The sequence below is a fragment of the Streptomyces sp. NPDC057280 genome (genome assembly GCF_042668605.1).
Classification (GTDB): domain Bacteria; phylum Actinomycetota; class Actinomycetes; order Streptomycetales; family Streptomycetaceae; genus Streptomyces.
Genome location: NZ_JBHUYR010000001.1, coordinates 183809 through 209045 on the forward strand (window position 1 = coordinate 183809; position 25237 = coordinate 209045).

The window sequence follows — 25237 nt, forward strand, 5'->3', positions numbered from 1 at the left end:
CATGACCAGCCCCACCGTTCCCGCCGTCCCCACCACCCGGGCCGAGCTGCGCGCAGCCCTCGACGAGCCCCTGCCGCTCGACCGGGTGGACCTCGCCGACCTCGACAACTTCGCCGACGGCATCACCCCGTGGCGCATGTTCCACACCCTGCGCCACCAGGACCCGGTCCACTGGCAGCCCGAAGAGGCCCCCAACTCCGGCTTCTGGTCGGTGACCCGCCACGCCGACATCGCCACCGTCGACCGCGACCCGGAGACCTTCACCTCCACGAGGTTCGTCAACCTCGAAGAGCTCGACGACGACCAGATCAAGAAGCGCGCCTCCATCCTGGAGATGGACGGCGTCCGCCACCGTGCCCTGCGCAGCGTGATCCAGCGGCAGTTCGGCGCGAGCGTCATCAACAGCTACAGCGACTTCCTGCGCGGCCTGACCGCCAAGACGCTCGACGCGGCCCTCGCCAAGGGCACCTTCGACTTCGTCGCCGACGTCTCCGCCGACTTCCCCATCAACGTCCTGGCCCGGCTCCTCGACGTACCCCCGGAGGACAACCAGCAGCTCATCGACTGGGGCAACCGGATCATCGGCAACACCGACCCCGACTACGCGGACGTCCTGCTGCACAGCGCGGAGAGCGAGAAGTACCGCGACCTGCCGTTCCGCTCCCCCGCGTCGATCGAAGTCTTCGAATACGGCCGCGAGTTGGCGCGCCAGCGGCGCGGCGGCGACGGCACCGACCTGGTCTCGAAGCTGGTCAACAGCACGCCGCGCGACGGCATCCCGCTCTCGCCCCAGGACTTCGACAACTACTTCCTGCTCCTGGTCGTGGCCGGCAACGAGACCACCCGCCACACCATCTCCCACTCCATGCTGGCCCTCCTCCAGCACCCCGAGCAGCTGGCGAAGCTGAAGGACGACCCGTCGCTGATCCCCACGGCCGTCGAGGAGTTCCTGCGCTGGGCCTCCCCCGTCTACCACTTCCGCCGCACGGCCACCCGCGACGTCGAACTCGGCGGCAAGAAGGTCAAGGAAGGCGACAAGGTCGTCATGTGGTACGCCTCCGGCAACCGCGACGAAGAAGTCTTCGGCAACCCCTACGACTTCGACGTCACCCGGCAGAACAACGACCACGTGACCTTCGGCAAGGGCAGCCCCCACCTGTGCCTGGGCAACCTCCTCGCCCGCACCGAGATCCGCATCATGTTCGAGGAGCTCATCCCGCGCATCGCCGACATCAAGCTCGCCGGCGACGTCCCCCGCGTCCGCTCCAACTTCGTCAACGGCATCAAGCACCTGCCGGTCGAGGTCACCCTCGCCTGACGACCGCCGGCCGCAGCCACCCGGTCGGCTGCGGCCGCCCCACCCATCCGCCCTCAAACACGCCCGCCTTGAGGATCGCCACGATGACCACTCCCCGCATGCAGCTCGTCCTGAGCGAGAACTGGACCATGACCGCAGGCCGCGCGGACCTGCCCACCGTGGTCCGCTGGGCCCGCGAGGCCGAGGACGCCGGATTCGACTCCGTCATGATCAGCGAACACATCGTGCTCGGCCCCGACGCGGGAGCAGGCGGCGTGATGGGCAACCCGCGCGACTACGCCCTGCCGGGCAACCAGGACCCGTACACCCCCTGGCCCAACTCCCTCATGCTGCTCAGCGCGATCGCCGCCGTCACCGAGCGGCTGCGTCTCGCCGCGTCCGCGGTCATCGCTCCCCTGCGGCATCCCCTGCTCCTGGCCCGGGAGCTCGGCACCCTCGACCTTCTGTCCGAGGGCCGGTTGATGGTGCTGCCCAACGTCAGCTGGAGCCGGGACGAGTACGCGGCACTCGGCGTCCCGTTCTCCCGGCGCGGCAAGCTCCTCGACGAACACCTGGAGATCTGGGCGAAGTTGTGGGGTCCTTCGCCTGTGTCCCACGACAGCGAGTACTATACCTTCCGGGACGTCTACTTCGAGCCCAAGGCCCACCGCCCGGACGGCCCCCGGCTGTGCTTCGGCGGCGCGGGCATGCACGACGCGATGGTCCGCAGGATCGTCCGGCACGGCCACGCCTTCAACCCGCTGGGCAAGGTGACGCCCGAGCAGATGCAGACGCTGAAGACGGCGATGGCAGCCGCGGGCCGAGACATCGCCGATCTGGAGATGATCGGCGGCACCCGCGCCGTGTTCCCCGACGACGACTCCTGCGCCGACCTCGCACAGGCCCTCGAACCCATCCCCGCGCAAATGGCCCAGGGATTCACCACCTTCTGCATCAAGCCCTCGCAGTTCACCGACGACCCGGACGCGGTGGGCGCCTTCTGCCGCGAGGTGATGCGCCGCGTGGAGTCGCTGACCGCGTGACGGCGCCGGCCGATGTCCCGCAGCGCGGCCCGAGCGGCACCGGGCCGCGCAAGGACGAACGAACCGAACGAGCCAAGGACCACAGCAGGCCGATTCCCGACGCGCCGCCGACCCCCGCCCTTCCCCTCCCGCTGAAGCCACTCGCAACGACCCCCATCGCCTTCCCGATGTGTCCGGCCTGGTCGTCGGCGTCCTCGGCGGAACCGGCCCCCAGGGGCGCGGCCTCGCCCACCGGCTCGCCTCCGCGCTGCCCTCCTCGGGTGTGAGTGCGTGGGCCGTTCTTGTCGAAGTACGGCGGACGACTGCGCAACGCCCACCAAGGTGGAGTCGCTGGTGGCCAACCTGATCTCGGTGGACCGCCGTTACAAGGCTCGCGCCGGCCTGCACATCACCGACGTCTGAGTATCAGGAATCGACTTCTTGCAAGGAGGTGTCGGTCAGACTCGCGGCGAGCCACTGCTCGACGGCCGTGATGTGGACGGTCGCGGCAGAGACGGCCAGCAGGCCATCGCGTGACTGGAGGGCGGCGAGTATCTGTTCATGGTCGTGGTGGGCGTTGTCCAGGGCGTGCGGGGTCTTGCTGCCGCGGACGATACGGATCCGTTGGGTGCGGGTGGAGAGCACCTGCAGCAGCATCGACAGCACCGGGTTCCCGACGGCTTCGACGATCCTGAGGTGGAAGGCGATGTCGTGGGCGACGAACTCCTCCACGGTGGTGACGGTCCGGGACCGGTCGAGGATGTTGCGCAGTTCTCGGAGGTCCTTCGGTCCCAGGAGCGCGGCGGCCAGCCCGGTGGCCTGCGGTTCGAGCAGCCGCCGTACCTGCAGCAGCTGCAGTGCGGTGCGGCCCTGGGAGACGTCCGCGGCGAAGGAGAGGCTCTCGAGCAGCAGGTGGGGCTCCAGGCCGGAGACGTACGTGCCGTCGCCCTGACGGGTGATCAGTATCCGCATGGCGGTCAGCGCCCGCACGGCCTCGCGCAGGGAGTTCCGGGACAGCCCGAGTTGCTCGGCGAGGATCTCCTCCCTGGGCAGCCGGGAACCGGGCGCGAGTTCGCCGTCGACGATCATCGTCTTGATCTTGTCGATCGCATCGTCCGTCAGTGCCACGGGCGTGCCTCTCCGTGCCGGGGATGAGGGGGACGGGCTCCGCCGGGGTCGGTTCGAGGCCGGCAGAGCCGCTTGCGGTGCGTGGCTATTCCTGCTTCTCGCCGGAGGCGAAGCGGGAGATGATCAGGGCGACGATGATGATGGCGCCGTTGAGGAACTGGTTCCACAGCGGGGGTACGCCCGCCAGCGTCATGACGTTGACCACCAGCTGGAGGGTGAGGACGCCGGTGAGGGCGCCGAAGACGGAGCCCTTGCCGCCGTTGAGGCTGACTCCGCCGATGACGGTCGCGGCGAAGACCTGGAAGATCCAGCCGCTGCCCTGGGTGGCGGAGATGGAGCCGTAGTGGCCGCTGTAGAGGATGCCGGCGAACGCGGCGAGGACACTGCCGAGGATGAGGACGACCCACACGATGCGGTCGACGCGGATGCCCGCGGTGCGGGCGGCTTCCGCGTTGCCGCCGATCGCGTACAGCGCGCGGCCGTGCCGGAGCCAGGCCAGCGCGCTGCCGCCGAGCGCGAAGAGCAGGGCGCACACCCAGATGGCGGCGGGTACGCCCAGCCAGGAGGCCCTGCCCAGGTAGGTGAAGGAGGACGGCAGCTCGACGATGGACTGGCCCTCCGAGAGGGCGACTTGCAGGCCGCGGAGCATGGTCAGGGCGCCGAGGGTGACGATGAAGCCGTTGAGGCGCAGCTTGAGGATGAGGAAGCCGTTGACGGCGCCGATCAGCGCGCCGACCAGCAGACAGAGCGGGACGGCCGTCCACTCGGGCAGGAGGCCCAGCCCGTTGAACCGGCCGCCGCTGGTCGGCAGGACAAGCCATACGGCGATGACGGGTGCCACGCCGATGGTGGATTCCAGCGACAGGTCCATCCGTCCGGCGACCAGGATGAAGGTCGTGGCGAGCACCAGCAGGCTCAGCTCGGTGGACTGCTGGGCCACGCCGATGAGGTTGTCGGCGGTGAGGAAGGCCGGCGAGACGATGAACCCGATCAGGCCGAGGACGAGGATCGCCGGGACCAGGGACAGTTCACGGAAGCGGCTGAGGTCGACCCGGCGGCGCGCGGTGTCCTTGATGGCCGGCTCCGCCGTGCTCGCTGCGGGTTCGGTGAGATCTGTGGTGGCGGACATGACTACCTTCCGTGCTCGTCCGCGCCGGATGAGGCGGGTACGGCGGATGCGGGGGACGCGGTGGCGGGGGGCGTGTCGCCGGAGACGCCCTCGATGGCGGCGACGACGGCCTCGTCCTTCCAGCCGCGGTCGAACTCGGCGACCACGCGCCCGTGGAACATGACGAGGACCCGGTCGCAGGCCTTGAGGTCGTCCAGTTCGTCGGAGACGATGAGCGCGGCCTTGCCGCCGACCGCGACCTGCCGGATGCGCCCGAGCAGGAACTCCTTGGACTTGACGTCCACGCCGTTGGTGGGGCGGATGGCCACCAGTACGTGGGGGTCGGTGGCCAGGGCGCGGGCGACGACGACCTTCTGCTGGTTGCCGCCGGACAGGGCGGAGACCGGGGTGGTGGCTCCCGGGGTCTTGATGTCGAGGTCCTCGATCATGCGCCGGGCGAAGGTCCTGGTCCGGGCGGGCAGGACGGTGCCGAACGGGCCGAGCTGGTCGGTGACGGTCAGGGTGGCGTTCTCCGCGACACTGCGGTTGTTGACCAGTCCCTGGAGATGGCGGTCCTCGGGGACCAGACCGACGCCGGCGGTCAGCGCGGACGGCACACTGCCGGTGCGCACGGTCTTGCCGCCGACCGAGACGCGGCCGGCCCCGGCGCGGTGCAGACCGGCGATCGCCTCACCCACCTGGACGTTTCCGCTGGCCGTGGCCCCGGCGAGCCCGACCACTTCGCCGGAACGGACCGTGAGGGAGATGTCCTCGCACACGCCGGGCAGGGTCAGTCCCTCGAGCGTGAGCAGTTCGGTGGCGTCCGCCCGAGCGACAAAGGGCCGGCCGGCAGCGGCCGTGACCGTGGCGGCGGACTCGCCGGTCATCGCCTCCACCAGGGCGTGACGGCCGAGTCCGGCCACGGGTGCGGTCAGGATGTGGGCCGCGTCGCGGTAGACCGTGACGGTGCTGCACAGGTCGTAGACCTCTTGCAGGTGGTGGGAGATGAAGAGGAAGGCGACGCCCTGGTCCTGGAGGTCGCGAAGCTTGTCGAAGAGGCGGCCGATGCCGCGGGCGTCGAGCTTCGCGGTCGGCTCGTCGAGGATGATGAACCGGGCACCGAAGGACAGCGCGCGGGCGATCTCGACGAACTGGCGCTGCTCGACCGTCAGGTCCTTGGCCCGGGCGGCGGGATCGACGGCCACCCCGTACTCGCCGAGCAACTCCGCTGCGCGCCTGCGCAGTTGCTTCCATCGGATGGGCTGCACGGCGCCGGCGCTCTGCCGGTTCAGGAAGAGGTTCTCGGCGACGGTCAACTCGCCGATGACAGTGGAGCGCTGGTAGACACAGGCGACCCGAGAGCGCCAGGCGTCGATGTCGCCGAAGGCGGGCGCCGGCTCCCCGGAGAAGCGCAAGGTCCCGGTGTCCGGCTGCTGCAGGCCGGTGAGGATGGACACGAGTGTCGACTTGCCGGCGCCGTTGCGTCCGACCAGGGCGTGCGACTCGCCCGGGGCGACGGCGATGCGGGCGTCGCGCAGCGCGACGGTCGCGCCGAATCGTTTGCTGATGCCGGTCGCCTCGGCCACCGGGGCCGGGGTGACGGGGCCGGTCGCCGGGGCGGTCGCGGACTCCGCCATGGTGGATACCGTCCTTCGTGTACGGGGCTGGGGCCGGGAGGGTGCGGGCGCGCACCCGGGCGGCGGGGAGCGCGACGGGGACGAGGGCTGTCCGTCCCCGACGCGGCGGGCGGAAGGCGCCGTCGGTCAGCCGACGTTGTTGCCCCACAGGGACTTGTCGTCGACGTTGTCCTTGGTGACCAGCGGGGCGGCCAGCTGGTCCTCGAGACCGTTGGGCAGCTTGATGATGGTGGAGTCGTGGTCGGTCGGCCCCGGCTTGAAGGTCTTGCCCTCCGCCGCTGCCTGGGCGTAGTACAGCGCGTACTTGGCGTACAGGTCGGCGGGCTGGGAAACGGTGGCGTCGATCTGGCCCTTGCGGATGGCGTCGAACTCCTGCGGGATGCCGTCGTTGGAGACGATCGAGATGTGGCCCTTCTGCCCGGCGGGCTTGAGCAGCTTCTTCTGCTCCAGCAGCGCCAGGGTGGGCTGCAGGAAGGCACCGCCGGCCTGCATGTAGATGCCGTTCAGGTCAGGGTGCTGGGCCAGCAGCGACTGGAGCTTGGCTGACGCGACGTCGCCCTTCCAGTCGGTGGGCAGCTCGAAGACCTTGATCTTGGGGAACTTCGTCTTCATGCACTCCGCGAACGCCTCGGACCGGTCGCGTCCGTTGATGGAGTCCAGGGAGCCCTGGAACTCGGCCACCTTCCCCTTGCCGCCGAGCTGCTTGCCGAGGAACTCGCAGGCCTTGGTGCCGTACGCCCGGTTGTCGGCGCGTACCACCATGTAGACGTCGCCCTTGTCGGGTCTGGTGTCGACGCTGACCACGGGGATCTTCTTGGCCGCGAGGGTGTCGAGGGTGGAGGCGATGGCACCGGTGTCCTGGGGTGCCATGACGACGGCCTTGGCGCCGGTGTTCTGGAACACCTGGACGTTGGCGACCAGCTTGGTGACGTCGTTCTGGGAGTTGCTGACCGGCAGGGCGTTGATGCCGTCGGTCTTGATGTCCTTCTTCAGGTACTGCGCGTAGGAGTTCCAGAAGTCGGTGTCGGAGCGCGGCAGGTCGATGCCGATGGCCGGCTTGTCGCCGCCCGAGGCGGTCGCGGCGGTGCTCTCGCGGTTGCACGCGGTGGCGAGGGACATCACCGCGAGGACGGCGGTGACGGCTGCGGCGGTGGAGCGGGTGCGAGCGAGCTTCATGGCCGTGTTCTCTCCTTAGCCAGGGGCGCTGGGCCGCAGGGCGACGGTGGGAGGGGTGGGCGCACCCGCCGGCCGGAAAGCGGCGGGTGCGCCGGCCGGGCTGGTGCCGATCCGGGCGTCGGTGTGCGCGGACCGTGCCCGAGGGGAGCGGGACGAGGGGCGGCGGGTGACCGAGGCAGCGGAGGTGGAGCGGCCGCACGGCAGCAACCGAGCTGCGCACCGATTCATGCGGCTCATTCCTCCGATGTATCTCGGACGCCGAGACGTTACGACGCCGTTGCCGAGGTTGACAAGAGTCCGTCATCCACGAACTTTCCGGAGACGTCGCCCGGGACGACGAGGTGCCGCCCGGACTTGCGCAACCGCCGACCAAAACCTCAACTACCTGCGATTTCAGAGGTTCAGAAGTCTCGGGCTGATCCACTGCGGCAGTTCACGATTCGGCAGCGACGGCCGCTCGCCGCCGACAGGGCACCGTTCGGGACGGCTCATCCGAGAAGGGTGCGCCCTTCTGGACGGCCGGTGGCGCCGGCCGATCCGGCGCACCATCAGGGGAGACGGTCCGGCGGCTCCGGCTCGCGATTCATCGGATGGAAGCCACCGGCCACCCCTCCTGGCTACTCCCGCCTTGGCAAGAGAGGCGCTGGCGAACGCCGGGCAGCCAAGGCCGAGCAAATACATCCGAGGAATCCATTGTCAGCGAGACGTCCACACCCTAAGGTCGCTGTGCCGCCATACATCCGATGACTTTCCCCGTGGGGGCAACGAAACGGAACCGTCCAGCTCAGGACACAGGCGGCCCGGCCCCGCGGCCGGCCTTGCCCCGGATCAATCCCGCATGACAAGGAAGCTGCCCAGTGAAACTGCTACGAGTCGGCTCCCCCGGTGAGGAACGGCCCGCTGTCCGCACCGACGACGGCCGGCTGCTGGATCTGTCCTCGGTGACCTCGGACATCGACGGCGCCTTCCTCGCCGGGGGCGGTGTGCACCGGGCACGCGCGGCGGTCGCTGCCGGCGCGCTGCCCGAACTGGACCCGGACGGTCTGCGGATCGGCGCACCCGTCGCCCGTCCCGGCAAGATCGTCTGCATCGGCCTGAACTACCGTGACCACGCAGCCGAGACCGGCGCACCGATCCCGCCGCGTCCGGTGGTGTTCATGAAGGACCCCGGCACGGTCGTAGGCCCTTGCGACGAGGTGCTGATCCCGCGCGGCTCGGTGAAGACCGACTGGGAGGTCGAGCTCGCGGTGGTCATCGGCCGCCGGGCGCGCTATCTCGACGGCCCCGAGGCGGCACGCGACGTGATCGCGGGTTACACGATCAGCCATGACGTCTCCGAGCGCGAGTTCCAGCTGGAGTACTCATCGCAGTGGGACCTCGGCAAGTCCTGCGAGACCTTCAACCCCCTCGGCCCGTGGCTGGTCACCGCCGACGAGATCGGCGACCCGCAGAACCTCGGACTGCACCTGAGCGTCAACGGCGTGAAGCGGCAGGACGGCCACACCAGCGACATGATCTTCCCGGTCGACCACATCGTGTCCTACCTGAGCCGATACATGGTCCTCGAACCGGGCGACGTGATCAACACCGGCACCCCCGCGGGCGTGGCCCTGGGTCTGCCCGGCACCCCGTTCCTGCGCCCCGGTGACACCGTCGAGCTGTCCGTGGACGGCCTCGGCGGCCAGCGCCAGACCTTCGGCCAAGCGTGAAAGGCACCTTCGTGACTGCAACCACCGCCAGGATCATCGCGGTCGACACCTATGACGTCCGCTTCCCGACCTCACGGGAGCTGGACGGCTCGGACGCGATGAACCCGGACCCCGACTACTCCGCCGCCTACGTCATCCTGCGCACCGATGCCGCTGACGGGCTCGAGGGCCACGGCTTCACCTTCACGATCGGCCGCGGCAACGATGTCCAGGTCGCCGCGATCAACGCACTGCGGCCCCACATCGTCGGCCGGTCCGTGGACGCGTTGTGCGCCGACCCGGGCTCACTCAACCGCGACCTGATCGGCGACAGCCAGCTGCGCTGGCTCGGCCCCGAGAAGGGCGTGATGCACATGGCGATCGGTGCCGTCGTCAACGCCGTGTGGGATCTCGCCGCCAAGCGGGACGGCAGACCGCTGTGGCAACTGCTCGCCCACGCCGACCCCGAGTGGCTCGTCTCCCAGGTCGACTTCCGCTACATCGCCGACGCCCTCAGCCCCGAGGAAGCCCTCCGGCTGTTGCGCGAGGGCCGCACCGGCCTCGCCGAGCGCGAGTCGCTCCTGCTCGAGCGCGGCTACCCCGGCTACACCACCTCCCCCGGCTGGCTCGGCTACTCCGACGACAAGCTCACCCGCCTCGCCAAGCAGGCCGTCGCCGACGGCTTCACCCAGATCAAGCTCAAGGTCGGAGCCGACCTCGACGACGACATCCGCCGCCTGCGCACCGCCCGCGCCGCCGTCGGCGACGGCATCCGCATCGCCATCGACGCCAACCAGCGCTGGAACGTGGACGAGGCGATCGAATGGACCAACGCCCTCGCCGGGTTCGACCCGTACTGGATCGAGGAACCCACCAGCCCCGACGACATCCTCGGCCACGCGGCGATCCGCACGGGCGTCGGCCCCGTGAAGGTCGCCACCGGCGAACACGTGCAGAACCGCATCGTCTTCAAACAGCTCCTCCAGGCCGGCGCCATCGACATCCTGCAGATCGACGCGGCCCGTGTCGGCGGCGTCAACGAGAACCTCGCCATCCTCCTGCTCGCCGCCAAGTTCGGCGTGCCCGTCTGCCCGCACGCCGGCGGGGTCGGCCTGTGCGAGCTGGTTCAACACCTGTCGATGTTCGACTACCTGACACTGTCCGGGACCACCCAGAACCGGGTGATCGAGTACGTCGACCACCTCCACCAGCACTTCACCGCACCCGTCGTGATGCGCGACGGCCACTACACCGCGCCACTGGCCCCCGGATTCTCCGCCACCATGCGGGAGGAGTCCATCGCCGAATACCGCTACCCGGACGGGACGTTCTGGGTCGCCGACCGCACCGTCGAGGAGGATGCGGCATGACCGGACTGTCAGGACTCAGGGCCGTCGTCACCGGAGGCGCCTCCGGCATCGGGCTCGCCACGGCCCGCGCGCTGGCCGCGCAAGGCGCGGCGGTGGCCGTGCTCGACCTCGAACCGAGCGGCGTCGACGAACCGCTGCTCGGCCTCAAGGCCGACGTCACGGACGACGGCTCGGTGCGCGCCGCCGTGGAACAGGCCGCCGAGCGGTTCGGCGGCCTGGACATCCTCGTGAACAACGCCGGCATCGGCGCCATCGGCACCATCGAGGACAACCCCGACGACCAATGGCACCGGGTCCTCGACGTCAACGTCCTCGGCCTGGTCCGCACCTCCCGTGCCGCGCTGCCGTATCTGCGCCGCGCCGCCGCCGCCCGTCCGGGCATTGCGGCCATCGTCAACACCTGTTCCATCGGCGCCACCGCGGGCCTCCCGCAGCGCGCCCTGTACTGCGCCAGCAAGGGCGCGGTGCTCTCTCTGACCCTTGCCATGGCCGCCGACCACGTCCGCGAGGGCATCCGCGTCAACTGCGTCAACCCCGGCACCGCCGACACCCCGTGGGTGGCCCGGCTCCTCGACGCCGCCGACGACCCCGAGGCCGAGCGCGCCGCCCTCAACGCCCGCCAGCCCATGGGACGCCTGGTCACCGCCGACGAGGTCGCCGCCGCCATCGTCTACCTGGCGAGCCCGGCGGCGGCATCCGTCACCGGAACCTCGCTCGCCGTCGACGGCGGCATGCAGGGGCTACGGCTGCGCCCGGCGGCCGAGTCGTGAAGACCACCAGGCTGGGTGGCAGCGCCGTACCGGTCACCGAGCTGGCGCTGGGCACGGCCGCCCTCGGCAACCTCTTCCACCCGGTCACCGACGAGACCGCCCACGCCACGGTGGACGCGGCCTGGGACGCCGGCATCCGCACCTTCGACACCGCCCCTCACTACGGCCTCGGCCTGTCGGAACGGCGCCTCGGCGCCGCGCTGCGCGACCGCCCCCGCGATACCTACACCCTCTCCACCAAGGTGGGCCGGCTCCTCGTGCCGAACCCGGAGGACGATGCCGGCGACGACCTCGCCAACGGCTTCGCCGTCCCGGCCACCCACCGCCGCGTCTGGGACTTCAGCGCCGACGGCGTCCTGCGCTCCCTGGAGGCGAGCCTGACACGCCTCGGTGTCGACCATGTCGACGTGGCCCTGCTGCACGACCCGGACGACCACGCCGAGCAGGCGCTCCGCGAGGCCTACCCCGCCCTGGAGCGGCTGCGCGCCGAGGGCGTGATCGGAGCGATCGGCGTCGGGATGAACCAGTCCGCGCTGCCCGCACGGTTCGTCCGCGAGACCGACATCGACGTGGTGCTGCTGGCCGGCCGCTACACCCTCCTGGAACAGGACGGGCTCGATGAACTGCTTCCCGAGGCGGCCGCCCGCGGCCGGAGCGTGCTCATCGGCGGCGTGTTCAACTCCGGGCTGCTGACGGCGCCGAAGCCCGGAGCCACCTACGACTACGCACCCGCTCCCCAGCCGGTGCTCGACCGGGCACTGCGGCTGCTGGCCGTCTGCGAACGCCACGGCGTGCCGCTGCGGGCCGCAGCGGCACGCTTCCCCTTCGGCCACCCCGCGGTCGCGAGCGTCCTGACCGGCGCGCGCTCCCCTGACGAGGTACGCGACATGGTCGAACAGCTACGGCACCCGATCCCGGACGCCCTGTGGCACGAGCTGTGCGCCGAGGACCTGCTGGCCCCGGACACCCCCGTCCCCGCAGCCGAGGAAGCCATGCCATCACAGGAGCCGTCATGAAGGTCGCCCTGCACACCAAGGTCCGCGCCGACCGCATCGAGCAGTACGAGGCCGCGCACCGGGCCGTACCCGAGGAACTCACCGCCGCCATCCGCGCCGCGGGGGTGAGCGAATGGACGATCTGGCGCAGCGGCACGGACCTGTTCCACGTGCTGGAGGTCGCGGACTACCAGGCGATGATCGCCGAACTCGACAAGCTCCCGGTCAACATCGCCTGGCAGGCCCGGATGGCCGAACTCCTCGACGTCGTCCACGACTACTCCGCGCAGGGTGCGGACGCCTCGCTGCCGGTGGTGTGGGAACTGTGACCGCGACCGGCACCGGGCCCGGCCTCGTGGACGCCCACCACCATGTGTGGGACCTGTCCGTCCGCGACCAGGACTGGATCAGGGGAGACGCACTCGCCCCGCTGCGGCGCGACTTCACTCTCGCCGACCTGACACCGGAGGCTCACTCGGCCGGTGTCACCGCCACGGTGCTGGTGCAGACGATCACCGTGCCGGAGGAGACCCCGGAGTTCCTGGCCCTGGCCGCCGGGAGCGACCTGGTCGCCGGAGTCGTCGGCTGGACCGACCTGACCGCCCCCGATGTCGTCGAAACCCTCGCCGGACTGCGCGCGGGCCCCGGAGGGGAACACCTGGTGGGCATCCGCCACCAGGTGCAGGGCGAGCCGGACCCGCGCTGGCTCGTACGCCCCGAGGTACTGCGCGGCCTTTCCGCGGTCGCCGAGGCGGGACTCGTCTACGACCTCGTGGTGCAGCCCCGCCAACTCCCGGCGGCCGTCGAGGCCGCGCAGCAACTGCCCGGCCTCACCTTCGTCCTCGACCACCTCGGAAAGCCGCCCATCGCCTCCGGCGAACCAGCCCCCTGGGCGCAACACATCCGGAACTTCGCCGCCCTCCCCAACACCGTCTGCAAACTCTCCGGCATGGTCACCGAGGCCCACTGGGACCGGTGGAGCGTCGAGGACCTACGGCCGTACTCGGACACGGTGCTGGACGCCTTCGGCCCGCGGCGGCTGATGTTCGGCTCCGACTGGCCCGTCTGCCGCCTCGCCGCCACGTACGCCGAAGTGATCGCCGTCGCCCGCGAGTTGGTCGCCGGCCTCAGCCCGGCCGAGCGTCACGACGTCTTCACCGGCACGGCCGTACGGACCTACGGCCTGTCCGTCGCCGCACGGCCGGCCCAGCACCAGGAATCCCCACGTGCATAGCCCTGTTCATCACCTGCTTCGACGGCACGATGTTTCTCAGGGGCCGCCGTACAAGCGGTCGTCGCCCTCGCGGCCGGTTTCGTCGAGGCTCGGACCCAGCGTCTCGCGCAGGGTGGTCAGGGCGGGGCCGTCCAGTTCGGTCTCGGTCAGCTGCCCGTCGTCGGTCAGGGCCAGCCTCGCGTAGTAGCCCAGGGAGAACGGGTTGAGCACCTCCTCGTAGAAGAGGTCGATCGTGTCGTCCGGGTACTCGTCGATGAACCCGCGGATCAGCGGGGCAAGTCGGTCCAGCCGGTCGTCGGCCAGGTCGTCGCCGGCGAACACGGCCACCACGCGGTCTGAAGCCACGCGCCAGACGCGCAGCTGCAAATCGAGTCGTGCTTGGGCGCCGGGCGGCCAAGGATCCTCGGTCCTGAGCACGGAGGAAGCCGAGGACGCGGCGTCCCCGCCGTCCGGTCCCGTGCCGGTGTCCGGCGCCGGGAGCGCGCAACCGACTCCGAAGGCGTTCTCGAACAGCGCGACGGTGATGCCGAGGTCCGCGACGAAGGCGGCCACCTGTCGCCCGGCCTGTGCGATCCGTTCGGCTCGTCCTGCCTTCAACTCGTCTCGCCGGGCCTGCAGTTGCGTTGTACGGCGTTCGAGCCGCTGTCCGCCCCACGAGGTGCGGCTGCGGGACGCCCGCGCCGCCAGGTCCGCGATCCGTCCGGGCAGGTCGGCGAGTTCGGCCGCGTCGGACAGCACGTCGTGGATGGCGCTGCGGGGTCTCTGCTGCGCCTCGGCGAGCAGGGGGCACAGGGGAGCCAGGGCCAGGCTGAGTGTGTCGTCGACGGTGCCGGAGCCCAGCACCTGTGCGTCCGCGGCGATGCGCGTATGTTGCTCGAATGCGGTGATGTACATGTTCCGGCCGGTGTTCTCGAACGTCAGCCGGGTCTTGAGCAGTTCGCCCGCCCGCTCGAAGTCCGGTGGATCGCCCGCCAGCGCCTCGGCGACCTGCCGCCAGGTACGCACGCCGACGGCGAGAATCCGGCCGAACCGCGCGACATTCCCTGAGGCGCCGGCCTCGGCCGGGTCGCACCCGCGCAACCGTGCCGTCGCGATGGCCGCTTCGAGAGCGGCGGCGACCGTCATGTGCGTCCTCGCTTTCCGGAGCCCGGCCCGTACGTACCGCGCACCTTGGTGACCGATGCCCGGGGGCACGATGCCCGATGCCGCGCGGGCGGGAACCTGTCGTGAGCAAGGGGCACCGGCTCGTCGGGGCGCGACCAGGGCCTCCCGCATTCCCGGACCGGGCCGCAACGGGAATCCGCCGTCCGACGTCCGACCTGGGCCGACGCACGCGTCGCTGGTGCCGCGGGGAGAGAAGGCCGGGCTGTGTCGGCTACGTTCTCGCCTCCAGACGGCTGCCGCGACGCCTTCGGGTGCCCGGTGACAAGGAGGCATCGTGCGCAGAACCATGCCCGTGGTGGGCGTTCTCATGATCCTGCTGGGGGTCCTCGTCGCGGGGCTGAGCATGCTGACGTACGCCGACAAGGGCGAGCGGATCCTGGCCGAGAAGAGACTCGCCGGCCCGCTCTCGGACCAGGAGCGGGAACTGGCGCTCGGGCAACTGCGCGGAATCGAGGACCGCGAGCGCCTGAACATCTCGATGACCGTCGGGGGGACCGTCTTCGCCGCGGCCGGTGGCGCGGTACTCGTGTCCGTCCGCCGCCGGGCCGCCGAAGCCCGCCGGGGCTGACGCGAGGTTCTAGGGAGCGGCGGCGTCCCGTTCCCCGGACCAGTCGGTGAGCAGCTGCCCGGTCTCGCGGGTGCGAGGGTGGTCGGCGCCCTGGACCCGCACCATGTCGGCGAGCACGGCGTTGAGTTGGCTCATCGCGGTGGTGTGATCCCCGGCGCGGTACAGGAGTTCGGCCCGCTGCTGCCGGACGCGCAGGGAGCGTGGGTGGTCGGCGCCGAAGACCTGCTCGACGGTGCTCTGAAGCCGCTCGAGTTGTTCCGCCGCCGCGGCGGTGTCTCCGCTCGCCCCGCGCCAGAAGGCCAGGTTGGCACGGCAGGTCAGGGTCATGGGGTGCTCGGCGCCCAGCACGCGTTCGGCGTCCTCGGCCGCCGTGACGAGTTGCTCGACCGCCAGGTCGTGGTCCCCGGCCATGCCGTGCCAGTAGGCGAGATTGTGCCGGGCGACGAGGGTGTCGTGGTGCAGTCGGCCCAGGACTCCGGTCAGTCCGTCCACCGCTTTGCGGAAGGTGGCGACGGCGGACCGCACGTCACCCGTCTCCCCGATCCACCGGCTGAGATCGGTGAGGATCCGTAGTGTCGACGGATGCCGTGGGCCGAGGCTGCGCTCGAGGTCCGTGGCGAGCACGGTGTAGGCCTCGCGGGCACCCTCGGCATCCCCGGACAGGCCGCGGCACAGGGCGGCGTGCTCCTGTGCCGCCGTCACCAGGGGGTCGTCCGCGGCGAGCACCGACCGCGTCTCGGCGGCCAGCGTGACGAAGTCGGCCAGTGCGGCGACGATCAGGCCTGACTCCATCCGCAGGCGGGCCTCGTGCAGCCGGATGGACAGCGTGTCCGGGTCGGCCTGACCGAGAGAGTCCTCCGCCTGGCTCCGGAGCTCCGCCAGCAGCCGTACGGCGTCCGAGGTGTTCCCCAGGTCTCCTTCGGCCTGAGCGACCTGCGCCCACAGCGTCAGCAGGTCCCGATGACCGCCGGGGAGCCGTCGCCCGGCCCGGTCGGCGAGTTCCTTCGCCATGGTCCGTGCCGCGGCGTGGCGGCCCAGGCCCGCCAGGTGTGGCCCCAACCGGCGCAGCAGTGGGTGCATCCCGCCGTCGTTCCAGAGATGATCGCCGGCGTGTGCCAGCAGGGCCTCGGCGCTGCGGTACAGCATGGTCATCGTCGCGGGCGCGCATTCGGGCGAAGACCACACCTCTTCCAGTGCGTCGGCCGCCGCCCCGGCGATGCCGGCTCGGCGGTCCCCCGGTATGCAGTCGCGGACGGCCCGCTGGACCAGGGAGTGCACCTCCACGACGGCCGGACCCGACGGTCCCCGGTGGGTGACGAGACTCAACCGGTGCAGGGCTCGCAATGCCAGAAGGCTGATGCGCGCGGGGAGTTCACCTCGCCCGGAGGGTCGGTCGCCGCCGAGCCAGGCTCGGGTCGTCGGGCCGAGCAGGACCATCTCCGGAATGCCGTCGGGCGCCAGCAGCGAGATCAACTCGAGCAGGGCGCGTGCAGCGCCGGGCGGGGCCAGTGACTCGGCTCGTTCGAGGGCGAGTTGGAGGGTGCTCGTCACCGTGCCGTCGTGCTCGTCGGCGGGGGACGACGACGGGAACAGGCCGGCGAGACTCTCCCGCTCGTCGGTCAGCAGGCTCAGATAGGAGGGCAGGTCCATGCCGGTGTCGATGAGGAAGGCCGCCGCCTGGGAGAGGGCGAGTGGAAAGCATCCGAGCACCGTGGCGAGGGCGGCCAGGTCCTCAGGACGATGCGTCGTCGAAAGCCCCTGCGATCCGGCCGCGGATTCCACCGCGGGGCCCGCATCCAGCGACAGCCGCTCGGCCAGGTAACCGGTGGCCTCCTCGGCGGTGAACACCCCGACGGGGATCACCCGCACACCCGGGTGCAGCAGCGAGGCATCCCGCCGACGGGTGGTGACGACGGTCCGGCCGGCCTCCCCCGCCGGCCACAGCCCGGCCACTTCGCCGACGTCGTCGACATCGTCGAGGACCACGAGCCAGGACGCCCCGGCCGACCGCAGCCAGGCGAGGAACAGGTCGGCCTGTGTCTCGTCGTCACTGCCGGGGTCGTTGCCGGGGTTGGGGCCGTCGTCGGTGACGCTCGCCCGCGAGAGTGCGCGCCAGGCGCGGGCGTAACCGTCCAAGATGGAGGCACGGTTGTCGGCGGCCACCCAGAGCAGAAGCTCGGTTCGCTGCTTGGCACGGTGGAAAGCCGCCGCGGCCAGCTGCGACTTGCCGAGGCCGCCCGCGCCGGTGAGCAGGATCCGCCGTACCGAATCATCCGTCAGGCCCTCGTCTATGCGTTCGGCGAACGCGTCACGCCGGCGCAGCGCGGCGGCATCGCTCGGCGGACGCCCGATGACGATCGGTGCCCGCGACTTACGCGGCGGCGGCGCGATCTGCTCCGGCACTTGGGTGACGGGGCCGCCGCCGCGGTGCTCCCGCGCGGCGCGCCACAAACTCTGCAAGCGCGCCACCGCCGTCCGGTCGGACGTGGCACCACCGGCCGCCTGCTCGATGGCGCGTACCAAAGCCATGACGGCCTCGAACTGGCGGGGCACCGACTGCCCGCTGGTCCATTCGCCGAGCCGACGTGCGTTGACAAGCACCCGGCGCCCGGACGGCAACACCATCGCGCTGGCCCGCCGGGCCAAGGCCTCGTCCGACAGGTCGGGCAGTCGGCGGCGCAGCCGGGTGAGCTCCGCCGCGAAGACGAGCCGAGGATCACCGGTTCCTTGTCCGCCCACCTGCACCGCCCCTGTCGGGTGTCCCGCCCCAGACCCGTGATGATCGCAGAGACGGCCGTCGGCTGTCTGCGAGTTGGTGGCCGACATCGCGCTCGACAGGCGTGTCACAGCGAGGCAGGACCGCCCACGCCCGGAGTTTGCGGCGCCACGCGTACAGCGCGAGGACGAGGAGTGTCATGGCGTAGCCGAGGGCGGCGAGCCCTGGGGTGCTGGCCGCCTTTCCGTCGCGCTCGACGGCGTCGGCTGCGGGGCCCGCCTCGCGCAGCACCCGGCGGAACTCTTCGCCGCGGCCGGCCTCGACAAGACTGACCGTCGGCATGCCCGCTACAGCCATCACGGTCCACAGGGGCCAGGGGCCAGGGGCCACGGTGGAGCGTCGCAGGCACGTGGGGGTGCGCGGTGACACCGTCGGCGGTTTCCAGCTCGAGCGCCTGCCGGGCCAGGGCCACGGATCGCGCGGCCTCGGCATCCGACATGCCGAAGCCTGCGCGCACGGTGAGCACGGCAGCGCGGAAGCTGTGCCAACCAGCCACGACGGAATCCGGGGTACCGCGCACCTCGCAGACATCCAGTCGGCGGTTCACACGGCCCTGGTCGCCGCAGAGCGCGGCGGGGTGTGGTTTCCGAGGGACGCGGAGGGTGGCGAGGCGCGACCGGTGTGCCTTACCGGTCGCGCCTCGCCACAGGATGGGTTCCGCCCGCGTTGTCTACGATCCGGTGGCAGCCTCCGTCTGCTCCTCCGTCGCCGGAGCATCGGGGGTGGGAACGGTGAGCGGGCTCTTGCCTCCGCTGAGGGCGAAGTAGATCACTCCGGCGACGGCGACGCCGATGAACCAGGAGTACGGGCCCAGGGTGTCCCCGTATCCGGACGGGCCGTAGACCGGCAGGATGCTGGAGAAGACCGAGCCCACCGCGGCGGCCACGAGCGCCCGGACGTTCCAGCCACCCTGGAAGCGGAACTCGCCGTCCTCCTGGTAGAGCGCGGGCACGTTCAGCTGGGTCTTCCTGATGAGGTAGTAGTCGACGACGAGCACACCGAAGAGCGGGCCCATCGTCGACCCGATGGCGTTGACGAAGCTGGGGGCGTTGTCCCAGGGATGCAGCGGGTAGAGCAGCAGCGCGATGACGGCGGCGATGAGGCCACCGCGTCGGAAGGTCACGTACTTCGGCGCCACGTTGGCGAAGTCGAAGGCGGGGCTGACGAAGTTGGCGACGACATTGATGCCGAGGGTGGCGACGGCGAAGGTCAGGGCGGCGAGCAGGACGAGGGCCGCGCTGTCGAACTTGGCGGATATCTTGGCCGGTTCGAGGATGACCTCCCCGTACACCTTGCTGGCGGCGGCCGTGGTGACGGCCGCGACGAGGGAGAAGAGGATCAGGTTGACGGGCAGGCCCCAGACGTTGCCCTTCTTCAGGGTCTTCATGTCCGGGGTGAAGCGGGCGAAGTCACCGAAGTTGAGGAACAGGGCCGCGAAGTAGGTGACCCAGGTGGCGGCGATCGCGGCGATCGCGGCGAACGAGCCGGGGCTGACGTCGAGTCCGGTGGCGCTCTTGGCGAGTGCGCCCAGGTCCTTGGCCGGCATGTCGACCGAGAAGGACAGCGCACCGGCCTTCACGGACAGCGCGATCGCCAGTACCAGCATCATCAGCCAGACCGCGGGTCCGGCGAAGTCCTGGAAGCGGCGCACCGTCTCCATGCCCTTGCTGATGATGAGCAGCTGGGCGGCCCAGACGCCGAGGTAGCACAGCACCTCGAGGCCGCTGTGGTCGAAGAGGTGAGTGGTCTCGTGCAGGTGCCTGGGGCCGTCGTAGCGGACGAGGAAGGCGACGATGGCGCCGGCCGCCGCGCTGGTCTGGGCGCCGTACCAGAAGGTGGCGACCACGGCCCGGGCGAGCGCCGGGACGTTGGCGCCGAAGGTGCCGAACGAGGCGCGGGCCAGGACGGGATAGGGGACGCCGGTCTTGACGCCCGCCCGGCCCATGAGGGTCATCAGCCAGTAGATGACCAGCGAGCCCACGGCGATGCCGATGAGGAACTTGAGGGTGTTGCCCGCGACGAGGAACAGGCTGGCGGCCAGGAAGTAGCCGTACAGACTGTGTACGTCCGAGGTCCAGACATTGAAGATGCTGAAGGCGCCCCACTTGCGCTCGGTGGCCGGGGCGAGATCCTCGTTGTAGAGACGGGGGGAATACCCCGGCGGGGTGACAGTTCTGTCCGCGTCCGCGCTGTCCGTCGCCGTCATGTGGTGCTCCTTGGTGCTGGCGCGACATGTGCCTCCGGCATCGCACCGGATGGTTGAGGCGTCAGACAACGGCCTGTGTATTGCACCCGGATGCCCGGCGCGTAACGGACTCGTCAACGGAAAATACTTTCCAGTTCCAGCCTTGCCTGACCCACCACGCAGGGCCGACCGCCGACGCCCGCCGGGCTGACCTGCACCCTTCACAGCAACGAGCCCGCGGCATCACGTTTCCATCACATTCGACGGGGAACATGACAAGCCTCCTACGACCTCCGTGACACCGGCAAATACTGCTGCCTATCGGGAGATCTCGGAACCCAATTGCCGCCCAAAACGGACTCCGTGTCACATCGGCTTGCTCCAGACCGAGTTGGGCCGAAAACACAAGATGCCGCCTACAAGCCCGATCATGGTGGTTTGTCAACTCGCTCTGCTGACACCGGCTTTTGTGAAACTTCCCTGTGCCGGGCGACCTTTGTCCGGCGTGAACAGGGGAGGGTCGCTGATGCGACGCAGACACAGACCCGGGCACGAGCGCAGGTCAACACACACAGCAGCCGTCACTGCGGCGATACTGGTGCTGGCCCTGACCGGTGGTGCTCTGTCCACCGTCGGACAGGCCGCAGCTGACGACACACCGTCGGACTCCACCGCTTCGGCTGCGGCCGAGCAGCGGGACCGGGGACTTGCCGAGGCCGATGACGAGGGCACGGCTCGTGTGCTGGCCCAGGCTCAGAACCGCCGTATCGAGATCCTCTCGGAGCGTACGGAGACGGGCTCCACCTATGCCAATCCCGACGGCACGCTCACCGCGGAGGCGTTCGCCGCGCGCGTGCGGGTGAAGGAGCAAGGCAAGTGGGAGGACATCGACACCACGCTGTCCGACACCGGTGCCGACCTCACGCCCGAGACCGCGGCCGCGGAAATCGCGGTCTCTGACGGGGGTGACACTGACCTGGCCTCCGTGTCGGATGACGGCAAGACCTTCGGGATCGGCTGGGAGGACAAGCTGCCCACGCCCACGGTGGACGGTGACACCGCCTCGTACGCGCTGAGCGGGGGCGAGACTCTCCAAGTGACGGCGCTGCCCGAGGGCTTCTCGCAGAACGTGCTGCTCGACCGGGCTCCGGACGGACCGGTGTCCTACCGCATCCCCCTGGAACTGCATGGGCTCCGCCTCGCCGAGGCCGAGTCAGGGCATCTCCTGCTCAGGGACTCCTCCGGCCTACTCGTGGCCGAGGCGCCCGCGCCGATGATGTGGGACTCCAGCACAGACGAGCTGTCCGGCGAGCCGCAGAACCAGGCCCGGGTGGACGCCGACGTCGAGACCGCCGCCGACGGGACGCAGACCCTGATCCTCACGCCGGACGCGGACTTCCTGGCCGCGGCCACCTATCCGGTGACGGTGGACCCGACCTCCACCCTCGCGGTGACCACAGACACGTGGGTGGCCACCAACTACACCGACTCCCAGCTGTCTTCGACCGAGCTGAAGTCGGGAACCTACAACGCCGGTGCCACCAAGGCCCGTTCCTATCTGAAGTTCGACGTCTCGGACTTCGCGGGCAAGCACATCACTGACACCAACCTGGCGCTGTACTCGTACTGGTCCTCGTCCTGCTCGACCGCGGGCGCCGGCACCCAGATCCGGCGGATCACCTCCGCCTGGTCGTCCTCGACCGTCACCTGGGACGAGCAGCCGTCGACCACCACCACGGGTGCGATCACCAGCACCGCCGCCAAGGGCTACTCGGACGACTGCCCGGCCGGCACGGTCAACTTCGACATCGACGACATCGTCCAGTCCTGGGCCGACGGCTCCACGAACTACGGCATCCAGGTGCGCGGCGCCAGCGAGACGGACTCGCTGACCTGGCGCCGCTACCGGTCGGCGAACTACGTCTCCGGCGACAACTCCGTCGAGCCGCACCTGACGGTGACGTACAACTCGTATCCCAGCACGGCCGCGCAGATCCTTCCCTTCGCCTCGGCCGTCACCTCCGACGCCACCCCCACTCTCTGGGCCCGCGCGTCGGACGCCGACTCCGACCAGCTCCGCTACACCTTCGAGGTGTGGGACAGCGGGCTGACGACCCGGAAGACGACCGGCAACTCCAAGTACGTGTTGTCCGGCCGGATGGGCACCTGGACCTCCGGGACACTGGCCGCAGGCACCTACAAATGGCGGGTCAAGGCGTACGACACGACCGACCTGTCGAAGGCGTGGTCGGCCTGGCGGACCCTGACCGTCGACCCGACGGCACCGGGCGCGCCCGCCATCACCAGCAGCAGCCACGGCTCGCCGGCCAACTGGTACGCGGCGGACGACTTCACCGGCACGCTCACCGCCGACGACACCAGCGGCATCAGCGGGTACGCGGTCAAGGTCGACCAGAGCCCGGCCACCAGTGCCGGCACCACGGTCACCCAGACCTCCACGGCCGTGTCCGCCACGGATCGGACCGACGGTACCTGGTACGTCCACGCCGCCGCCCTCAACAAGGCAGGCCTGTGGTCGACGACCCAGACCTTCCCCTTCAACGTGGACACGACGGCCCCTGGCGCACCGGCCGTCACCTCCTCCACGCACCCGCTGAGCGCGTCCACCTATGCGAGCCGCACGGCCGCCTTCACCTGGACCGCCCCCAGCGACACCGCCGGTGTGTCCGCGTACGCGGTCACCGTGGACCAGAGCGGCACGACGCTGCCCAGCAGCACCGCCACCACACAGAGCGCCGCGTCCTACACCGCCACGGTGAGCAGCGACGGCACCTGGTACCTGCACGTACGGGCCAGAGACAAGGCGGGCAACTGGTCGGCCACCGCCGCCCACTACGGCTTCACGGTCGACTCCACCCTGGGCCTGTTGCCGAAGATCACCTCCTCCACCCACCCCGACCAGACGGCCGCCTACAAGGCGACCGGCTTCAAGGCGGCGTGGACGACCAGTGCCGCCGCGGCCGGTTACAGCTACATCGTGGACTCCAGTGCCACCACGGTCCCGGACACCACGGCGGACTCCGCGACCGCGACCTACAGCAGCACCGTCGCGCAGGGCACCTGGTACCTGCACGTGCGTGCCGTCAACTCGGCCGGCACCTGGGGAACCGCGGCCCACTACCGTTTCACCGTCGACACCACCGCGCCTGCCGCGCCCACGGTCGCCTCGCCGGACTTTCCGAACGGCGCCTGGGCCGGTGACGCGGGCGACACCGGGACGTTCACGCTGACGTCCGCGGACAAGGGCCTGGACACCTTCACCTACGCTCTGGACGGTGCTACGGCCACCACCATCGCCTCCTCCGCCGCAGCCACTGCGATCGACCTGACCCCGACGAATGAGGGCAGCCACAAGCTGACCGTCACGGCTACCGACAAGGCCGGCAACACCTCCGCCGCCACCGTCTACACCTTCCACGTCGGTGCCGCCGGCCTGACCGCCCCCCTGTCCGGCGAGGAGATCGGCCGCTCGGTCACCCTCACTGCTGCCGGCCCCGCGGACCTAACCGGGGCCACCTTCCAGTACCGGCGCGGTGACAGCGACAGCTGGTCGGACATCCCCGCCTCGTCCGTCACCCGCGCCTCGGACGGCACTGCCGTCACCTGGCCGGTCGCCATGACCGACGGTGTCACCCCAGCGCTCACCTGGACCACGGACGCCGTCACCGACGACGGAGACCTCCAGCTGCGGGTGACCTTCACGGGCGCCAACTCCCCGGCGCCTTCCACCTCGGTCGCCGTCCTGCTGAACCGGGTCGAGGTCACCGGCGACAGTACCGACCTCGACAGCCTGGCAGCACCGACCTCCATCGAGTCGTACGCCCTTGAGGCGGCCGAGGACCGGGCCGAGGCGTCCCCCGACACCCTGGCTCCGCCCTACCTCGACCAGGGCACGGGCAAGATCGTCGCCCCGGTCACGGACAGCGCCGCGAAGGCCGAGGCCACTGCGACGATCTCACTGACCGATGTACCGGTCGATGAAGGCGGCGACGACGGCACGGTGAATGACGCGGACGAGGCCGCCGACGGCACCACCGCGACCGAGGACGACGTGGCCCCCGCGGTCGCCACCACCGACGCCACGGTGGTTCCCACGACCAAGGTCGTCGATCACAGCCAGGCCGAACTCGATTCCATCGCCGACGAGGTCCTGCTGCTCGACGAGGACGACATCGCCGGAGCCTCCGCGCTCGCCAGCGCGGTCGTCGACGCCGAGACCAACAAGATCATCGTTGAGATCGCCACGGACAACCCGGCGCTCGCCGACGGATTGGGCCAGCGGTACGGCACCGACACCGTCACCGTCCGGGTCAACCCCGGCGTCACCCAGCTCCAGCAGACCTCGACCCGGTGGAGTGACAAGAGCCCCTACAAGGGAGGGGCGGGCTACGAGTCGCACTGGCTCGCCGGCGAATCCGCGAACAAGTTCAAGACGTGCACCACGGGCTTTGCCTGGACCTACCGGGGCCATCCGTACATCGTCAGTGCCGGACACTGCACCTACGCCGATGGCTGGATGGACAGCTGGGACAAAACAGACCCCGACCATTCGGTCACGGTCGGATTCGTCGACGTCGACAACTACGCCAACGGAAAGGGCTCGGTGAAACTCTCCGGCCAGAACTACTATTCGGGGGATCTCTCGCTGATCGAGGTCATCGAGAACAAGTACAACGTGTCCGCACGTATCTACCAGCACGACAGTGTGATGCGACGGGTGGACAACCGGTCTACCAAGCGATCCTCGAAGGGGCAGAAATTCTGCACCGGAGGCGCCCGCTCCAGCGAAGTGTGCGGCTGGAAGGTGACAGAGACCACGAAGCGGTTCAAGTACCACGACGGGGACGTCGTGCACAACATGACCGTGGGCCAGAAGAACTCGGGATCATGCGTGATATCCGGTGACTCCGGCGGGCCTGTCTACACCGTGAAGTCCAACGGCCACGTCAACGCGAAGGGCATCATCTCGGGTGCGGGCTGCGACTCGGTGACCGACGACGGCGAGTGCAGCGACGCATGGGACGGCAAGTGCACCGTCTTCTTCACCGACATTGCGTTGGCGGAGAAGGCGCTCCCGGGAGGGGTCAAGAAGTGGTGA

General features: G+C 70.1%; 17 protein-coding genes and 1 pseudogene. 11 read left to right on the plus strand and 7 right to left on the minus strand.

Translation table 11 applies throughout. The features are described from left to right. Position 1 precedes the first annotated feature (1 nt). From ACFUO4_RS00855 to ACFUO4_RS00865, 3 genes and pseudogenes are all read left to right on the plus strand, one after another. Complete coding sequence (locus ACFUO4_RS00855; RefSeq protein ID WP_383478296.1) at positions 2 to 1318, plus strand: cytochrome P450; 1317 nt, start codon at positions 2 to 4, stop codon at positions 1316 to 1318. Positions 1319 to 1401: 83 nt separating this feature from the next. Beyond that, entirely contained in the window at positions 1402 to 2340 is a 939-nt protein-coding gene (locus tag ACFUO4_RS00860) for a TIGR03619 family F420-dependent LLM class oxidoreductase (RefSeq protein WP_383478299.1), read from the plus strand. A gap of 290 nt (positions 2341 to 2630) precedes the next feature. Next, positions 2631 to 2742, plus strand: a pseudogene (locus tag ACFUO4_RS00865) (NADPH-dependent F420 reductase); the annotation flags it as partial. Positions 2743 to 2745: 3 nt separating this feature from the next. On the opposite strand, the gene ACFUO4_RS00870 reads toward ACFUO4_RS00865, so the two are convergent. The 4 genes from ACFUO4_RS00870 to ACFUO4_RS00885 all read right to left on the minus strand — a co-directional run bounded on the left by ACFUO4_RS00870 (position 2746) and on the right by ACFUO4_RS00885 (position 7368). Further along, on the minus strand, positions 2746 to 3447 hold the full coding sequence (locus ACFUO4_RS00870; RefSeq protein WP_079306212.1) for a FadR/GntR family transcriptional regulator: 702 nt from the start codon (positions 3445 to 3447) through the stop codon (positions 2746 to 2748). Between the two features lie 85 nt (positions 3448 to 3532). Next, entirely contained in the window at positions 3533 to 4576 is a 1044-nt protein-coding gene (locus ACFUO4_RS00875; RefSeq protein WP_079306210.1) for an ABC transporter permease, read from the minus strand. A 2-nt stretch (positions 4577 to 4578) separates the two neighbouring features. Further along, positions 4579 to 6192: a sugar ABC transporter ATP-binding protein gene (locus tag ACFUO4_RS00880; RefSeq protein WP_383478303.1), complete on the minus strand. Its 1614-nt coding sequence runs from the start codon at positions 6190 to 6192 to the stop codon at positions 4579 to 4581. Positions 6193 to 6318: 126 nt separating this feature from the next. Further along, positions 6319 to 7368 carry a sugar ABC transporter substrate-binding protein gene (locus tag ACFUO4_RS00885; RefSeq protein WP_383478306.1) on the minus strand — a complete coding sequence of 350 codons (1050 nt, stop codon included), beginning with the start codon at positions 7366 to 7368 and terminating at the stop codon, positions 6319 to 6321. A gap of 857 nt (positions 7369 to 8225) precedes the next feature. Between ACFUO4_RS00885 and ACFUO4_RS00890 the strand changes: the two genes are divergently transcribed. From ACFUO4_RS00890 to ACFUO4_RS00915, 6 genes are read left to right on the plus strand one after another with little or no spacing between them, the layout of a single operon-like run. After that, positions 8226 to 9077 (plus strand): fumarylacetoacetate hydrolase family protein, encoded by an 852-nt coding sequence (locus ACFUO4_RS00890; RefSeq protein WP_383478309.1) that lies wholly within the window; start codon positions 8226 to 8228, stop codon positions 9075 to 9077. An 11-nt stretch (positions 9078 to 9088) separates the two neighbouring features. Then, entirely contained in the window at positions 9089 to 10426 is a 1338-nt protein-coding gene (locus ACFUO4_RS00895; protein WP_079306204.1) for an L-fuconate dehydratase, read from the plus strand. Further along, positions 10423 to 11196, plus strand: coding sequence for an SDR family NAD(P)-dependent oxidoreductase (locus ACFUO4_RS00900; RefSeq protein ID WP_383478312.1), 774 nt, complete (start codon positions 10423 to 10425; stop codon positions 11194 to 11196). The genes ACFUO4_RS00895 and ACFUO4_RS00900 overlap by 4 nt, the downstream gene beginning before the upstream one ends. Then, complete coding sequence (locus ACFUO4_RS00905; RefSeq protein ID WP_383478315.1) at positions 11193 to 12212, plus strand: aldo/keto reductase; 1020 nt, start codon at positions 11193 to 11195, stop codon at positions 12210 to 12212. The genes ACFUO4_RS00900 and ACFUO4_RS00905 overlap by 4 nt, the downstream gene beginning before the upstream one ends. Continuing rightward, positions 12209 to 12520 carry an L-rhamnose mutarotase gene (locus tag ACFUO4_RS00910; protein ID WP_079306198.1) on the plus strand — a complete coding sequence of 104 codons (312 nt, stop codon included), beginning with the start codon at positions 12209 to 12211 and terminating at the stop codon, positions 12518 to 12520. Before ACFUO4_RS00905 ends, ACFUO4_RS00910 begins: the two co-directional genes overlap by 4 nt. Next, entirely contained in the window at positions 12517 to 13425 is a 909-nt protein-coding gene (locus tag ACFUO4_RS00915) for an amidohydrolase family protein (RefSeq protein ID WP_383478318.1), read from the plus strand. Before ACFUO4_RS00910 ends, ACFUO4_RS00915 begins: the two co-directional genes overlap by 4 nt. Positions 13426 to 13461: 36 nt before the next feature. On the opposite strand, the gene ACFUO4_RS00920 is transcribed toward ACFUO4_RS00915, so the two are convergent. Beyond that, positions 13462 to 14550, minus strand: a complete 1089-nt coding sequence (locus tag ACFUO4_RS00920; RefSeq protein ID WP_383478321.1) for a hypothetical protein — start codon at positions 14548 to 14550, stop codon at positions 13462 to 13464. Between the two features lie 313 nt (positions 14551 to 14863). Between ACFUO4_RS00920 and ACFUO4_RS00925 the strand changes: the two genes are divergently transcribed. Further along, positions 14864 to 15157, plus strand: a complete 294-nt coding sequence (locus ACFUO4_RS00925) for a hypothetical protein (RefSeq protein WP_383478324.1) — start codon at positions 14864 to 14866, stop codon at positions 15155 to 15157. A gap of 9 nt (positions 15158 to 15166) precedes the next feature. Here ACFUO4_RS00925 and ACFUO4_RS00930 read toward each other — a convergent pair whose 3' ends face one another. Then, entirely contained in the window at positions 15167 to 17896 is a 2730-nt protein-coding gene (locus ACFUO4_RS00930) for a tetratricopeptide repeat protein (protein ID WP_383478327.1), read from the minus strand. A gap of 707 nt (positions 17897 to 18603) precedes the next feature. Beyond that, positions 18604 to 20139, minus strand: coding sequence for an NCS1 family nucleobase:cation symporter-1 (locus ACFUO4_RS00935; RefSeq protein ID WP_383478330.1), 1536 nt, complete (start codon positions 20137 to 20139; stop codon positions 18604 to 18606). Positions 20140 to 20644: 505 nt separating this feature from the next. Between ACFUO4_RS00935 and ACFUO4_RS00940 the strand changes: the two genes are divergently transcribed. Beyond that, on the plus strand, positions 20645 to 25237 hold the full coding sequence (locus tag ACFUO4_RS00940) for a DNRLRE domain-containing protein (RefSeq protein ID WP_383478333.1): 4593 nt from the start codon (positions 20645 to 20647) through the stop codon (positions 25235 to 25237).

Coding starts and splice junctions, on each gene's coding strand:
- ACFUO4_RS00855 (WP_383478296.1), top strand. CDS start 2: ATGACCAGCCCCACCGTTCCCGCCGTCCCCACCACCCGGGCCGAGCTG.
- ACFUO4_RS00860 (WP_383478299.1), top strand. CDS start 1,402: ATGACCACTCCCCGCATGCAGCTCGTCCTGAGCGAGAACTGGACCATG.
- ACFUO4_RS00875 (WP_079306210.1), bottom strand. CDS start 4,576: ATGTCCGCCACCACAGATCTCACCGAACCCGCAGCGAGCACGGCGGAG.
- ACFUO4_RS00880 (WP_383478303.1), bottom strand. CDS start 6,192: ATGGCGGAGTCCGCGACCGCCCCGGCGACCGGCCCCGTCACCCCGGCC.
- ACFUO4_RS00885 (WP_383478306.1), bottom strand. CDS start 7,368: ATGAAGCTCGCTCGCACCCGCTCCACCGCCGCAGCCGTCACCGCCGTC.
- ACFUO4_RS00900 (WP_383478312.1), top strand. CDS start 10,423: ATGACCGGACTGTCAGGACTCAGGGCCGTCGTCACCGGAGGCGCCTCC.
- ACFUO4_RS00910 (WP_079306198.1), top strand. CDS start 12,209: ATGAAGGTCGCCCTGCACACCAAGGTCCGCGCCGACCGCATCGAGCAG.
- ACFUO4_RS00920 (WP_383478321.1), bottom strand. CDS start 14,550: ATGACGGTCGCCGCCGCTCTCGAAGCGGCCATCGCGACGGCACGGTTG.
- ACFUO4_RS00935 (WP_383478330.1), bottom strand. CDS start 20,139: ATGACGGCGACGGACAGCGCGGACGCGGACAGAACTGTCACCCCGCCG.
- ACFUO4_RS00940 (WP_383478333.1), top strand. CDS start 20,645: ATGCGACGCAGACACAGACCCGGGCACGAGCGCAGGTCAACACACACA.